This window comes from Burkholderia sp. Bp9004 (assembly GCF_003858025.1).
Classification (GTDB): Bacteria; Pseudomonadota; Gammaproteobacteria; order Burkholderiales; family Burkholderiaceae; genus Burkholderia; species Burkholderia diffusa.
This window is the reverse complement of the sequence record NZ_QTQD01000010.1, coordinates 129065-143831: the sequence shown is the minus strand read 5'-3', so window position 1 is coordinate 143831 and position 14767 is coordinate 129065. Positions and strand designations below refer to the sequence as shown.

The window sequence follows — 14767 nt, the reverse complement described above, 5'->3', positions numbered from 1 at the left end:
CGCGGCTACTTCCTTCCCTCCGTTGACTTTCGATCGACGCGCGTCGCGGACAACGACGCGCGCGCCCGCGGCCGACTGAGAGCGACACGTTGCTCGCTCCGCAAAAGCTCGATAGCGGCTCGAGCCTCTTTCAGCTCCGACCTCACGTCGACCAACTCGGCCTCCCTCTCTCGACCATGTTGACGGGACTCTTCGAGCGTGCGCTCGAGTGTGGTTTGCGCTTCGCGCGCAGCGTCCGATTTCGTGGCTGAGACCGCCGACTCTTGCTCGGCTTTGACACGGGCCGCGCGTTCTTTCTCCAAGGCATCACGAACGGTCTTGAGGTCCTCCTCCAAGCGTGGCATTGCCTCTAATCGAAGCAGAGCCTTGGCCAAGTCCGTACGAGCGGACTCTGCCGCCGCACGCTCAACCGCCGCTTCATGACGAGCCTCGTCGCGCTCCGCCTCGACCTGCTCAAGGCGCCCGGACAGCACGGCCTTATCTGCGTACGCGCTCTCGAGCGATGCGGACAGATTATCGACAAGCGCCGTTTGCCGCTCCGCTTCAAGGATGAGATCCGCATTGGCTTGGTTCGCGATTTCAAGGTCCGTTCGCAAATCGCCCTTACTCCGCTCCACCTCCGCGGCAACGAAATCCAGCAAGCCCCGCTGCAACGCTAGAGGGAGCACCACTGGCGCCTCGGCCGGCCGGACCTGGGCATCCTGCCACGCCTGAAAGAACTTCAGCACCGTCGCCATCGACCCCGTGCCCAAGCGCTCGCGGATGGCGCGCGCGGTCGGCCGGCCGCCGGCGTCGCGGATCTGCTCCGCCACCTTGCTTACTTGATCTTGAGTAATGTTCGGTTCGCGCGCCATAGCGTAACATTTCGCCAAAATTTGTGTTACGTTATGTTATGTTACGTTATGAAAACATGCAAGACCAATTTGACACGGTCGGCACCCTCGGCGACAAGCGCGAAGCGTCGCAGCACAACGACGGATTGTTCCATCTGCGCTCGGCCGCTCGCGCATTTGCCCGCTTTTCCTCACAATCGCCAGTAGCGGCCTCGGCGCCTCCAGCGTCGACCTGATATCAGAGACTCTGACGCTTCGGCGTTACGCTGACTTCTCCAGAACGACCGTATGCCAACTGCCTCCACGCTCACCGCACCGACCGCGTTTATCGACGACGCCCGGGTGCAACTACAGTCCTATCGAACGTATCGCACGCAGGCGATTGCTTCCGCGAATGTCCGCCACTCGATCGAACAGGCATGGCGAAAGGCCTCCCGCGAGATTGATCCTTGGGCGTGTCAGCCACTTCCACCACGAGGGTTGGTGTACGGCCGAATCGTCATCGAAGCCTTTCGCAATCATGCTCACGATGTGATTGAGCACCTCTCAAAGCACTCGATCTACGGTCAACCGGAGGAGGCTGCCTTTGCCCAACGTGCACTGCGCATCCCGGATGACGCGCTACCCGGCCTCACACGTGGCGAGCGGATCGCCCAAGGCGCACTCAGCGCATTGATGCCTATGGTTTGGTGGCGTCGCACCGCCGCCCGCCTACGATCGGTCGGTACACCGCAAGGCAGGAGATGTGTGTTCGCGGCGCTCACGCGCTCGCGTTGGTGGCGCCAGATCTACTTCGACGCGGCGTTCGACTTCTTCCTACGCCATTTCTCACTGCCCGATTCGCAGGAACACCTCAAAGAAATCGGCATGATTGGCGAGCACGTTGTTCGCAGCGCGCGACGACTTGGTGTAGGTTCAGCCGAGGGGCTGACTAAGTTCGCGAAGATCTGCCAAAACATCGACTCCGAATATCTAACGGTCTTCACTGAGCTTGGGGTGATTCGCACCCTCGAGGAACTCGCCTGGCTCGAGCCACTGCGAAGCGATGGATACGATACTTGGGATAGAACCGTTGCCAATCGACAGGCAAAGCGCTCGATCGCACGTCTACTCAAACTTGGGGTGCCGCGAAACAGCACGGTTCGGCTACTGCCCTTCTGGCATCGATGCTCGCCCGACGATCTGAATCGCTCACTGGCTGCGCTCTCTGCACGCGGCTACCACGACGGCCCCGAGATTTTCGAAGCGCTTGGCGAAACACTGTGGCGTGCGCATAAGGCACGCAACTGGAACTTTGTCATCGACGTTCTCGGTGCGCGCGAGTTGCCCAAGATGGCATTGTTCGACCAATTTCTTGAATGCGACGCCCTGCCTGAAAAGGCCGAACAGGTCGTCCACGCTCTGAAAGCACGCGGCGCCACGCATGAGGCACTGGCGCAAGCCCAATACTTTCTACTCACCGCCTGCGAGCGTCGCGCCGACCCAATACGCACGATCACCTTGCTTCTGGCCGATCCGCATGCGCTGGGATTCGATCAACTCGCTCATTGCCTCAGCTACGCCGTGCAGCACTCCGAGGACGAACTCGAATCGTTTCTCGGCGTACTCGCAGCGCACGACCTCGGAAGCGCGGCCGGCGTCCTAGCCTTCGAGAAGGTCTATGCATCGTCGATAACAACGTCGAACGTCGGTCGCCTCCTCGCCCTGTATCGACGAATGCGCGACACCAGCGCTGATCCAGATACGGCCGCCAAGTGGGTACTGGAAATTGGCGACAAGCATCTCGATTCGTTCGAATACCTCGCAAAGATGCTCAAGGTCACGTCACGAGCCGAGTTTCAGCAGATCCGCCCATTCGCGCGCATCGCGAAAGGTGTATTGGGCTGGGCCATTGAAGGACGGGGCTATTCAACGGTCGAGGCGTTACGCACCTGGCGCCGCAAAGCAAGAGGCATCGAGGCAGTCCAGGACCATAACTGGCGCGCCCCGGTGACTCGGATCCTGCTCGACGACGCATCCGAGCGAGGCGATTTCGTCCACGTCAATCGCAACGCCAGCGCCTTCTGGAACGCACGATACGATGAATGTGCGGAGGTATGTCGTCGACCGACTTCCGGCTCGGGCAATGCCACATACGACGCTTACTGGGCTCGGGTGGCCGAGCTCGAGCCGGAACTTGAAGAGAAGGCGCTGCCGCATCTGCGGCATCAACTCAATGCGACAGGCGGGATTCTCGCCGCGAGCCTGATTCGTGCCACGTGGCGGGATATGCGCGCCTACGAGGAGCAACTGACTCTGTTTAATGGAGAAGTGGCAGACCTACTCGATGGACGCGGCCCCGGCACGGAAGTCATCTCCAAACTGCAGGCCGATGCGATTTCCGCCGTCTACAGTCTCGACTTTCGGAGCTGCGTCGAATCCTGGGCTGAACTATCGGGGCTTGATTCTCACCTGACCGGGCTAGCGCTACGCCCCTACGAGATGCACTTCGCGCGCCGGCGTATCGAGCTGAAGCCAAAGCGTGAAATTGACCAGCAAGGAATCATTGCGTTGCGGGAAGCACTCGACTACGCGCGCAATTTCCGTCAATTCATCAGCGTCGACGTCGGCCGGGCGTCAGATGGTCTATCGCCTCGACAGATGCGTGAGAACCAGCGTGCGTCGACGCCGCAAACGCTAGTCCGCCACCTGGGTGCGATACTGGGCACGCTACCCGAAGCGCTTTGCGACGCGCTCGGCTCGGAAGTCGAGGCGCTAAGCCTCACGACCCACGACCTGGAACGTCGTTATGAGGCCGCGGAGCGCCTTGCGAACTTCTTTGATGTCGAGCTTGGGCATACCGTTCCCCGGTCAAGCCAAACGTTAGTCGGGCAGCTTAGCGAGCCAGCCAGCCACACGCTCTCGCGCCGGCTCGTCGACACGACATCACAAGGTACCGGCCTCGAAGCGGCACCCTCCCCGGATCTCGTCATGGCGCTCGGTCAGACCGGGCAGCGCATTCGCGAAGTCTATGGCCGCTGGATTCATCGCCAGTTAGAAGCGTTTAGCGGCGGAGTACTTGCTGCGGGCGACGGCAGCTACCGTGCCGTCATCTCAAAACATGGTGCAGCCTACTTCGCGAAAGTCGCAACGAAACTCTGCAGTGGCGACAACGTGCGCATGTGGCACGAGCGCCGGCACTCGCATCTACTGGTCTTCGATCTGGCGAGAAAGCGACTTTCTGCCATGGCCATGCTCTATGTCGAGCCAATCGCGGCAATCGATGCTACTCGTCCGACCCTCATCATGCGCGCCATCAACACCGTCACCGATGGCGATTCTGGGCACGACGCTACTTCAATCGTGCGTGCATTTTTCGCCGTCGGAAAACAGATCGCGAAAGAAAACAATCTGGCTGCGTTTGCCGTGCCGGCCAATACCGATCAACATCTGCTCTCGAACCGAAATGACATCGTTGCGGCCATCATGGCCCGATGCAACGGTAAGGCCACTGGCGATTCAGTGCCACAGGAAGATCCGGCACGATCGGAGGTTGCTTCGCGAGTGATAAGACTCCGATCGGACGAACTTTTCTACGGGTACGAACGCGGCCGCGCGCCAGTTGATGTTCTATATGTATTCTGGTCGTCCATCGAAGAGAGGAATATCGCGGCACGATAGAATAAAAGTGCTGAGTGCGATATCGACGTTCGCGCACCCACAGCGTACTCAACACTTCGCTAGGACCAACCATGTCAGAGATTGAAAATCGGGAAATGGGTGAGATTCAGGATAAGCTCGCGGTGCTTGAACGGGCAGTCGTGACACTTTTCAACACGAGCGAGAATCCAAAAGTTCTCGCGGAATCATGGGGAAAGATTGTCGCGGAGTACAAGCGCGGGGCACAGGTTCCTCCGCCCGGAAACGCAACTGAAGTCGGCATTGCTGAGTCGCGAGCGAAACGATATAGAGTGGCTCTGGCACTCGAGGCCCACATCAAGCGCTCCACCTAAAATTCGATGCGTTGATCGGCGCGCCCCCTGGGTGGCCGATCAGCGCGATTCTCGTTGGCAGGCGACAAGACTGCAGCACCTAAGCACCGCGTGGCCCGAATTAGCAAGAAGCAACGCCAGGGCCGACCGACGGCGCCGATATTTCCGCTCGCACCGATTCCACTAGTCCCGAGAGGATCAATGGCGTGTCCATGAAACCCGAGTACCATCGCAAGGCCGCTGCCTTCTACGAGCGCAACTATCGCCTGCGCTTCACGTTCGAACAGGTCAACATCGCCAGCCAGAAGAAACGCATTCTTCGAGGTCCTGAACCGCGGTGTTGCCGGTTCTGTGGCCAGGGCGTACCGCAGGTCACATTTGGGGACGTCGCGCATGCCGTTCCCGAGTCAATCGGCAACCGTCGTCTCATCAGTGAGTATGAATGCGACACATGCAACCGGTTCTTTGGTTCAGGCATCGAAAACCACTTCGGGAACTGGTCAAAGCCAAATCGACTACTGGCGGGGCGCCGCGGGAAGACCGGCATTCCGACTTTAAAAGGCGGTGGGCCGTCGGGCTGGCGAATTGAACGGACGGGCAATCGGTTCGAGATATTCGCGGGTGCAAACGAAGACGATCGACCGTTCACGGCCAGCGACGATCATTGTGTCGTGAACCTCTCACTGACACGCGATCCATATGTGCCAGTCGCCGTCCTTAAGACATTCGTGAAAATGGCCCTGTCGGTGATGCCGGATGACGAGTTCGCAAATTTTGGTGAGACGCGGGACTGGCTGATGGGTGCCAGGACAGGCGACGACTTTATCCAGATACCTTCAGCAGAATGGCTGGTTGCGACAAGCACGCCTGCCGATAGCTTCGCAATCCATCTTCTCACCCGCAAGCACAACGCTCCGGACCGTGTACCGTACGCCTATTTGCTGTTGTCGTACGGTAACCAGAGGTTTCAGGTCAATATTCCGTGTCCGCTGCATGACGTCCGGCTCCCGATGGAAGCCCACATAGTGCTGGCGCCCTTTCCTTGGCCAGATGCCGCGGAGGACGTCCTACACGCAGGAGAAATTGACCTGTACGGGACCGATCCGGTAAGAGACGACACGATAAAGGTCACCTACACTTTCGAAACTGCGGAAGCCAGTAGGCTAGACCATAAGCCGACGCCAACCGCCGACGAGGCACCGGATTGAATAGCAAGGGCAGGCACTTATGTCTGGGTTGGATTTGGATCCGGACTTGGCAGCGTGCTATACACAAAGGCTCGTCGGCCCTGATCTCACACCTACGGGCCTCGATCCCTGCCGCGGATGCCGATGCTCCCGGCAGCTTCAACACCGAGCCGACGGATAGGTAGTCCCGTCGAGACGCATTATCAGGGTACGGGGTACGCAGCGATCGCCCCCTTTTTCATACAGGAGCTGGCCTTGAGCACCATGGAATTCAGCGATTCGGGCGAGATCACAATGCGCACGTACCTGTCGATGAATTACCTGACTGGCGCGGCGCTGCTCACAAAGAAGGCGTACTCACTCGAAATAGACCATCGCTCGAAGCAATGGTATGGCCCGGCCGTGCTCGCCGAGCATCACGCGTTTGCGACGAGTGCGATCATGATGAGCGCGGCTGCAGTCGAAGCCTTCGTGAACGAGTTGTTTGCCGAATGCCGTGACCGGCCTGACCGCAATCACCTGCGCATCGGGAGAGACAAGGCGACGTTCGTCGCTCGGGTCTGGGCCGACGTCCCCAAGGTCGAACTCGCGCCAGTAATGGAAAAGTACGACTTGGCCTTGCGCCTGCTCGATCTTCCCGCCCTCGACACGAAGGGCGTGCGATACAAGGCGGCCGCTGCGCTATTCGCGTTACGCAACCGCCTGATGCACTACAAAATGGTGACCCAGGATCCCGATAAGGAATCCAGCGAACAACAAGCGGCCGACTTCGAAAGACGGTTCCAGATGTATTTCGCAGATAACCCGCTAACCGGAAACGGAAACCCCTATTTCCCTGACCGCGTGATTGGGCACGGTGCAGCTGTTGAAGTTCGAAGTTTGTGCTAATGGCGTCCGCTGCAACGCTAATCGTGTCCGTTAATTCTGCTACCGCAGCCATCTGCGGTCCTTGAACGCTCGTTTCTCGCGATAACGGCTAATCGCGCGCAGCGCGGCAGCAAAGTGACCCGACAGCCGAAATACAGAGGCGGGGACTGTTTCCAAAACCGTGTGATGCACGCTACAGAATTCGGCTGTCGGATCGAGCCACTCACGTTTCCAGCGAGGCACTGAAACGTCCGCGTCGTTCAGCACGAGGCATCTGAAGCAGTACGGCACGCAGCTCCAGTTGAAGAGCCAGGCCGATGGCGTCTGGATGTGCCTCAATCTGTCTTCATCAAGGCGTGCGAGCGTTGAGAATCGTTGAAGCGCTGGCGGAGAAATCGGAGGAAAAAGAATCCATCCAGCAGTCCCAAGCGAGGGCAGCGCCTCGCTCGAGCTCATCTGCCACAGCATCGCAACGCTCACCTGATATCGCGTCGCGACACGGCCTAACCAGCCACCAAAGGCCTCCTCGTAGAAGGGCCTGGGGGCAATCGGCCATGGAACGATGTTACTGCTCGACTCGGCAGACATGCTCGAGATGCGTAATGTCGATAAATTCGTCGCCGTTGCGAATTGATAGCTCGGCGGCATTGTTCAGCAACGTGGATATCTCACCGGTAAGTCCGCCGCTCGCGCTCAGAACAAACTGAACGATCTCGCGTCGTGCGAGATCCGATGGCTTGCGCAGTGGCAGCACGCGTTCGAAGGCCGCGAGAAGCCGCCGTAGACCATCGCTCTCCCGCCACCGTGGTATTTCGAACGGCACATACCGACTAATCATCTGGGTATCGGTTTGAAGCGCCAGCACCGCGTCGCGGGTGCCGACCAGAACCATGCTGATCTGAAGGTCGTTAGCCAGAAATTTCAGCAGGTTCAGCGACGCGCGCTGCTCGCGATAAGAGCCCGCAAGTAGGTGATGCACCTCATCCACGACCAGCATGCGCGGTGACATCCGCCTGAGAATCTCGCGAGCTAAACGTTCAAGGGCTGCCAAGCCGGAAGCGGCATTGTGCGGAGCACCTAGCTCGACCAGTAAGCCTGAATAGAATCGATGCTGATCAGGGGTCGGTGGCATCTGCATCGCGACGACCGGACAACGTTCGACCCCGCTTTTCTCGTCAAACTCGCTTGGATGTGCGCGGCGAAATTTGGCCGTAATTTTCGTCTTGCCAATATTTGAATCACCGTGCAACAGCAGGCACGGCATACGCTCTCGGCGGGGCGTCTCAAAGAGGCGCTCAAGTTGCTGCAGGGCTTGCGTCGCGCGGGGATAGTCGATCCAGCGGTCTCGAAGAAGTCCAAGGATTCGTTCGTCGTTCCCTAACTCGGCTTGCTGTCTGGCAGCCGGTAGCAGATGCGCAAGTGCCCCACCCTTCATGTTTCACCTCACCATTGCTCCACATCGAAGGCCTGAACTGGCGTCGCGTAGTCGACCGCCTCAGCCTCCTGCTCCTTCAAGTCATGCCTGTACGGGACAATCCTGTCGCGCAACTCTTCCAATGGGACGATCTTTTTGCGTGACCGTCGACGTGCACGGGCCGTTGTCTGTTTGGCTCTGGAAATTACATGCCGTTGCTCTTCTATTGTCCTGAAGATCAGCGACTCAGAAACAGTTTGTTGTCCTTCCAACCTAATGGAATGCAACGCTGCCCGGTGTTCAAAAAGAGAAATTGCCGGCCGCCGCATGTCTGCGTAACGGACTTCGAGGTAGTTGCCGCTCCCTGCTGTCACAAAAACCCGCGAGAGGTCCTCCGGATGATACCGAACGGTGACCGCCCGCCGCGTCTGGCGCCAGGCGACGAAAATCGGATGCCAATAACGAACATGGAAGAGCGTCAGTCCGTCAGCCTGGATTTTCCTCTGCACTACAGGCAAAAACCGAATCAGGAACCTGAGCTCAGCGTCGCTGGAAGCGGGAAGCTGCCGCGAATCAAGGCTAAGGGCAAGCATCCGCCACGTGTCAGCTGGCGTCGCTCCAAGCAGCCCGCGATGCGGAACGTGGTGGTAGCGTCTGGCGATCTCGATCGCGAGCCATTGCTCGAATTCTCGAAGCGTCAACGAGGCCGTCTTTTCAGACTCTCGCGCCTTCCGTCCTTTGGGAGACGATCCAGTCGCCCCCGGTAAGCCCCGGACACGCTCCATCAGGGTGCGGTTCAGGCGTTCAATATGGCCGCCAAAATGAGGCCGCCCGACTGGACGATACATCAGGTGGATACCGTATTCCCGACATCCACTGCGAAGCGCCCTGCTCTTGAACTCGGCAGCGTTGTCCAGATGTAGAACGCTCGGAATCCCACGCATTGGCCACTCTGCGTCCGCCTCGATCTTCGCGAGCCAGGGGCCTTTGGGCAGTGCCGCCCTGGTCAGCAGCAAACCAACGGTAGCCGCTCCCGGACGCTCCATACCAACGTAAAAACTCAACACGCACCTGGTTGCAACGTCCAGAGCGATAGTCAGCCACGGGCGGCCAATCACCTGTCTGTCGTGTTCGCTAACCAAAACGACGTCCGCCTGGGTATGGTCGACCTGAACGATTTCCAGAGGATACTTTGCGACAAGTGAACCTGGCGCTGCCAGCGCGCTGGGAAGGGCCGCGCGCTGCAGGGCGTCTGCCTCGCGATGCTGAGCCCACCGCCGGCCTATGGTGGTTCGGCCTGGTGGTTGCAGTCCGGCAAGCTCACATCTGCGTCGAACCTCCAGCACGAGATCGGTTGCAGGATGCGCCAAATGTCGTTGAGTGGGCAGCCAGACGTGCACTACTTCGTCAATCACTGCATCAACGGCCCCTCCCAATCGATGGCTGCTCTCAGATGGGCCTCGTCGTTTCGGGATGACCGCGCTCGCTACCGGGTTTGCCAGAAATTTCCGCCGCAGACGATAAACAGTAGTCCAGTGGACGCCGAGCAGATTGGCAGCCAAAACCGCGCGCTTCTTCGAAAGCGGTCCTCGCCCCAATGGCCGGAGGACATCTGCTACTTTTTCCGCTCTGCTAACTGCTTCCTCGGAAACCGTCATTGCCGCTCCTAATCGAGCCTCGTCAGACGCGTTAGCGGAATTAAAGGACAGGTAGAACGCGTTAGCAAAATAAACGGACATCGGATCGTGCGCGCGTTGCCAAAACGCAACGCATGAAAAGACGCGCGAGACGGCAGCAATGCCTTATCTCGCGGGGCCGTGGCCGTGTCTTACATTAGCGTAATCTATGGACACGATTAGCAGTTTTTAAGGGCTTCAACACCAGTTCCCCAGCGTCGCCACCGGCACGCCCAGCCTGCGAGCGGCTTCATGCTGACCGACGCTCTCAGCGAGCCGCACCGCCTCCACCTTGAATTCCTTCGTGTACTGCCGTCTCGGTACCACGTTCTCTGCCATGATCTTCTCCATACAGGCAAAAAGTTATCAAACTTCTTGCTGTACGTGCAATCGAGGCAGGGTCACTAACACTCTGCCTAACCTCGCCGGGGAAAGCCATCCAACCGTCGAAGTTCGGCGACCATAGCGTCCCCCCGCGACCTCAGCAATTCTGCGAGAATTTCCGCGTCGTTAGCCGCATCGATCGGGTCGCGCTGCAGGGCGCTCTCCAGAGTTCTCTTTAGCCAGTCCGACGCGCTCGGGTCGCGTATCACCTGCTCGATCGGTGTCATGCTGCCTTTCCTGCTGGGTCACGGTATGCGGACGTAGCGTGGCACACTTTCCCGAAACGCAGAAATCATACGATTCGGCCCTCGATGTCTGACATACCTGGTCGGGCAACCCGCGCAACATGAGCAAAAAAAAAGCGCCGTTGCCCCGACCAGCATCTGTTTGCACACCTCATTCGCGTTCTTCTGATTCATCTGAGATTTCCTGGAGGATGAGAGACGACTGCATCGACGTCTCGATGGGTTAGCCTTGCTTGCTACACATTTGCGACATCACTCGCGTGACGGACCAAGCATCAATCGCTTACAGTCGCACTGACGTATGCTGCTGATACTGGTGGGAATCGTGACGTAGCGACCGCTTGCCCATAACGGCATCATGTCCGCGTACCACATCGAAAAGCGGTTGCCCGACTGGCCCTCCGGCATCGCGAAGCGCGCAGCATCGGGGTCGGCCATGTCCACTACCATGCGCATCGCCGCGGCCATCTTCGTCTGATATGGCGCGACCTCATCGCTGAAATCGTTGCCGCCGACGTTGACCGTCATCATGTCGCCGCCCACCGGCACCCGCACGTCGAACCAGCGCGCGAGCCACGGCACCTGATGGAACGGCCGGTGCGGCGCGACCGCAGCGTGGGCATCGCCCCAGCGCCACGCACGCATGTCGCGGCCGTAGCGCTGCGTCAGCTCGCGCAACGCGGTCCGCAGCGACGCACCGACCTGCGCGGCGCACGGATGCGCGGTCTGCGTACCCGTCCCCGCCGGGCACCACGCTGCGCCAATCGCAGGATCGCGCAACGCATTCAGCAGCGCCTGGTGCAGGTTGCGCTGCGCCCAGTACTCCTTGAACAACTCATGACCGGAGCGCGGCTCGAAGATCGCCTGCGTGACCGCACGTTCCCATGCGTTCGCGATCAGCGGCTCGGCCCGGTCTGCACGCGCTTCGCGATCCCACGCACTGAGCCAGGCCAGCGCCTGCGCGGCGTCCGGATCGGCTTGCGGCCCCGCCTGCGCGATCAGCAGCCCGAGCAGATCGTCCTGTGACAGCGAGTGAACGTCGGCCTGGATCGCTTCAAAGCTGTCCAGCGTGTGTTTGTCCCGCGCGTCGAGCAGCGCGGTGATGCGCCTGTACCGGTAAGGCATCACCCACTCGCCGGTCAGGAAATGCGGATAGCCGTTCGGCACGATCCGGTTGTTGGCCGTCACGATGCGACCTTCCGGCGGGTTGAACGCCCGCGGCAATTCCGCGAACGGAACGAATCCGTTCCAGTCGTAACGGGCCGCCCATCCCGGCGCCGGCACCTCGGTCATCAGATCGTTGTCGCGCGCGCGCAGCGGCACGCGTCCGGGCGCGATGAAGCCGATGTTGCCGTCCCGATCCGCATAGACGACGTTCTGCTGGGGCACGCCGAACTTCGACGCGGCATCGAGAAACGCGTCCCAGTTGCCCGCGTGATCGAAGCCGATGCCCGCTTCCATCGTGGTGTCGTCCGGCATCAGGGCCGTCCATTGCAGTGCGAGCACGTACTGGTCGGACTGGCGAAGCGCGTCCCGCGCTTTTGCGGAGACGTCGCTGACGACGGGGCCGTGGCGCGTTTCGCGCACGGTCCAGCGCACCGGCGCCTGCCCCTTCACGCGGATGATCTCGGTGCGCGTGGAGAACGGCGCCCAGCCGGCCGGCGTACGGTATTGGTCGCGTTTCGCCGGATTCACCTGCTCGATGAAGAGGTCTTCGACGCTCGTGCCCGTATTGGTCAGCCCCCAAGCGATGCGTTCGTTGTGGCCGATCAGCACCAGCGGCAATCCGGGCACCGTACCACCGGCCACATTCAGGCGATCCGACTTCAGATGGGCCAAATAGAACAGGCCCGGCGTCGACAGCGTCAGGTGCGGGTCGTTCGCGAGCATCGGTTTGCCGCTGGCCGAGCGGCTGCCCGCGATCACCCAGTTGTTCGAGCCGATACCCTCGACACGCCGCGACGGCGCCGCGGCGAGCGCACCGACGGCCGACTCCGCGAGCGTCGACAGGTTGCGGTACAGCGGCACGTAGTCGGTCGTCGCCATCCGGGTCGAATCCTCGGGCGACGTCGTGATCAGTTGGTGGATCTGCTCGATCGGCAGCTTCTGCGCGAGCCGCATGCGCTCGATCTGCATTGCCATGTTGCCGCTCAGGTCCCACGCGAGGACCGACAGCCACGCGGCGGAGTCGGCCGGCGTCCACGGTGCGGGCGCCGGCGCGCCGGTCATCAGGTACTCGACCGGCAGCGCCCCGCGCCGCGTTTGCAGATAGAAGTTGATTCCCGCCGCATAGCGCTCCAGCGCGAAACGGCCGTCGGGCGACAGATGGCGGACGATGCGCTCGGCATTGCGCCGCACGCCGAGCGTGCGCATGAAGGTGTCGACCGGCAGCGCGCGCGCGCCGAGGACCTCGGCCAGCGTTCCCGACGCGATGCGCCGGTTCATGTCGAGTTGCCAGAGCCGATCCTGCGCATGGACGAAACCCAGCGCAAAATACGCGTCGCCGTCGGTTGCCGCGACGATATGCGGAATGCCGTGCGGGTCGCGCGCGATCTCGACGCGCGCGCCGACCCCGGCCGGCCCGCCAGCGATGACGGTGCCGTCCAGCGCCGGCAGCGACGCCCGGCCATACAGGGCGACCCCACCCGCGCCCGCCGCAATCAGCAGGACGACGATCAGCAACGACCAACGGAAGACGCGATACAGCAAGGTGTTCTGCTCCTGGAAAGAATGACGCCGCGGCATCCGGCCGCGCAAACCTGCGCCGGCCGCCGACGCAGCTCTGACGTTACTCCGCTTCGGCGAGCATGGATGCGGCCTCTCGATCCGCCGCACCCGGTTGCCCGGATGGCCAGACGTCCACGCAGGCGGCCCCGAGCTTCGCAAGCAATTCGCCGATCTCGTCCGCAGAGATCGTCAGCGGCGGCAGCATGCGCAGCACGGCACCGAAACGGCCGCCCGATTCGACGATCAACCCGCGCGCCAGGCACGCCCGCTTCAGCCGGCGCGTCGTGTCGCCGTCGGCCGGCCGGCGCCCCGAGCGATCCGGCGGCCCGTCCGGATCGACGATCTCGACGCCCCACATCAGCCCACGCCCGCGAACGTCGCCGAAACCCGGAAAGCGGCTCGCCAGCTCGCGCAAGCCGAGTTCGAGCTGCCGGCCCCGCTCCCGCGCGCGGCCCGCGATATCGTCGTCGCGCATCACCTCGAGCAGTGCGGTGCCGGCGGTCATTGCGATCTGGTTGCCGCGAAACGTGCCCGCGTGCGCGCCGGCTTTCCAGCCGTCGTAACGCTCGTGATACAGCACCGCGGACAGCGGGAACCCACCGCCGATTGCCTTCGAGATCAGGATCGCGTCAGGCACGATGCCCGCGTGCTCGAATGCGAACATCGTGCCGGTACGGCCGAATCCTGTCTGGATCTCGTCGATCACGAGCGGGATGCCGAAACGTTCGGTGAGCTCGCGCAGCCCGCGCAGCCACGAGGCCGGCGCGGGAATCACCCCGCCTTCGCCCTGCACGGCCTCGACGACGATCGCGGCCGGCGCGACGATGCCGCTCTCGGGATCGCTCAGCACTCGCTCGATGTAGGCGAGCGACAGCGCTTCCGTGTCCGAGCCGTCGGTGCCGAACGGGCAGCGATACGCATACGGATACGGCAGGAAGTGCACGTCCGGCATCAGCGACGCGACCTCTGCTTTCGCCGTCAGGTTGCCCGTCAGCGCCAGTGCGCCCGCGGTCATGCCGTGATAGCCGCCGTGAAACGCCAGGATCGACCGCCGCCCGGTGGCCGTCTTCATCAACTTGACGACGGCCTCGGTCGCATCCGCGCCGGACGGCCCGCAAAACTGGATGCGGGCATGCCGCGCGAACGCGTCGGGCAGCGCGTCGAACAGCGCTTCGATGAAGCGGCTCTTCGCGGGCGTCGTGATGTCGAGCGCCTGGAGCAACTGGTCCGATTGCAGGAAATCGATGACCCGGTCGCGGACATACGGGTGATTGTGGCCCAGTGCCAGCGTGCCCGCGCACGACAGGCAATCGAGATATTCGTTTCCATCGCTGTCGACCACGTGCACGCCCCGGCCTTTCACGAATACGCGGCCCAGCGCGTTCGCATAGGTGCGCGCGCTCGACTCGCGTTGCCGGACGAACTCGAACATGTCAGGTCGATCGGGTAATTCAGTGTGCGGT

11 protein-coding genes and 1 pseudogene are annotated in these 14767 nt (G+C 61.3%); 4 read left to right on the top strand and 8 right to left on the bottom strand.

What is annotated here, in order from left to right:
* Nucleotides 1-5 precede the first annotated feature (5 nt).
* Nucleotides 6-854: a DNA-binding protein gene (locus DIE08_RS14125; protein WP_124902243.1), complete on the bottom strand. Its 849-nt coding sequence runs from the start codon at nt 852-854 to the stop codon at nt 6-8.
* A 267-nt stretch (nt 855-1121) separates the two neighbouring features.
* On the opposite strand from DIE08_RS14125, the gene DIE08_RS14120 reads away from it, so the two are divergent.
* From DIE08_RS14120 to DIE08_RS14105, 4 genes are all read left to right on the top strand, one after another.
* Nucleotides 1122-4493, top strand: coding sequence for a hypothetical protein (locus DIE08_RS14120; protein ID WP_124902242.1), 3372 nt, complete (start codon nt 1122-1124; stop codon nt 4491-4493).
* A 71-nt stretch (nt 4494-4564) separates the two neighbouring features.
* Nucleotides 4565-4825, top strand: coding sequence for a hypothetical protein (locus DIE08_RS14115; RefSeq protein ID WP_124902241.1), 261 nt, complete (start codon nt 4565-4567; stop codon nt 4823-4825).
* 191 nt (nt 4826-5016) lie between these two features.
* Nucleotides 5017-6012, top strand: a complete 996-nt coding sequence (locus DIE08_RS14110) for an HNH endonuclease (protein WP_260436526.1) — start codon at nt 5017-5019, stop codon at nt 6010-6012.
* Between the two features lie 234 nt (nt 6013-6246).
* A complete protein-coding gene (locus tag DIE08_RS14105; RefSeq protein ID WP_124902239.1) occupies nt 6247-6879 on the top strand; it encodes a hypothetical protein in 633 nt (210 codons plus the stop codon).
* A 39-nt stretch (nt 6880-6918) separates the two neighbouring features.
* Here DIE08_RS14105 and DIE08_RS14100 read toward each other — a convergent pair whose 3' ends face one another.
* The 7 genes and pseudogenes from DIE08_RS14100 to DIE08_RS14070 form a co-directional block, all read right to left on the bottom strand.
* The gene (locus DIE08_RS14100; RefSeq protein ID WP_124902238.1) at nt 6919-7446 is read right to left on the bottom strand and encodes a TniQ family protein; all 528 of its coding nucleotides are present in this window, start codon (nt 7444-7446) and stop codon (nt 6919-6921) included.
* Nucleotides 7424-8293 carry a TniB family NTP-binding protein gene (locus tag DIE08_RS14095; protein ID WP_009687734.1) on the bottom strand — a complete coding sequence of 290 codons (870 nt, stop codon included), beginning with the start codon at nt 8291-8293 and terminating at the stop codon, nt 7424-7426. Before DIE08_RS14095 ends, DIE08_RS14100 begins: the two co-directional genes overlap by 23 nt.
* 8 nt (nt 8294-8301) lie before the next feature.
* Nucleotides 8302-9930 carry a Mu transposase C-terminal domain-containing protein gene (locus tag DIE08_RS14090; protein ID WP_059517750.1) on the bottom strand — a complete coding sequence of 543 codons (1629 nt, stop codon included), beginning with the start codon at nt 9928-9930 and terminating at the stop codon, nt 8302-8304.
* A gap of 219 nt (nt 9931-10149) precedes the next feature.
* Nucleotides 10150-10299: pseudogene (locus tag DIE08_RS14085) on the bottom strand (transposase); the annotation flags it as partial.
* Nucleotides 10300-10364: 65 nt separating this feature from the next.
* Nucleotides 10365-10559 carry a hypothetical protein gene (locus DIE08_RS14080; RefSeq protein WP_124902237.1) on the bottom strand — a complete coding sequence of 65 codons (195 nt, stop codon included), beginning with the start codon at nt 10557-10559 and terminating at the stop codon, nt 10365-10367.
* A gap of 270 nt (nt 10560-10829) precedes the next feature.
* Nucleotides 10830-13286 (bottom strand): penicillin acylase family protein, encoded by a 2457-nt coding sequence (locus tag DIE08_RS14075; protein ID WP_244102008.1) that lies wholly within the window; start codon nt 13284-13286, stop codon nt 10830-10832.
* Between the two features lie 79 nt (nt 13287-13365).
* Nucleotides 13366-14736, bottom strand: coding sequence for a diaminobutyrate--2-oxoglutarate transaminase family protein (locus DIE08_RS14070; RefSeq protein WP_124902235.1), 1371 nt, complete (start codon nt 14734-14736; stop codon nt 13366-13368).
* Nucleotides 14737-14767: the final 31 nt, after the last annotated feature.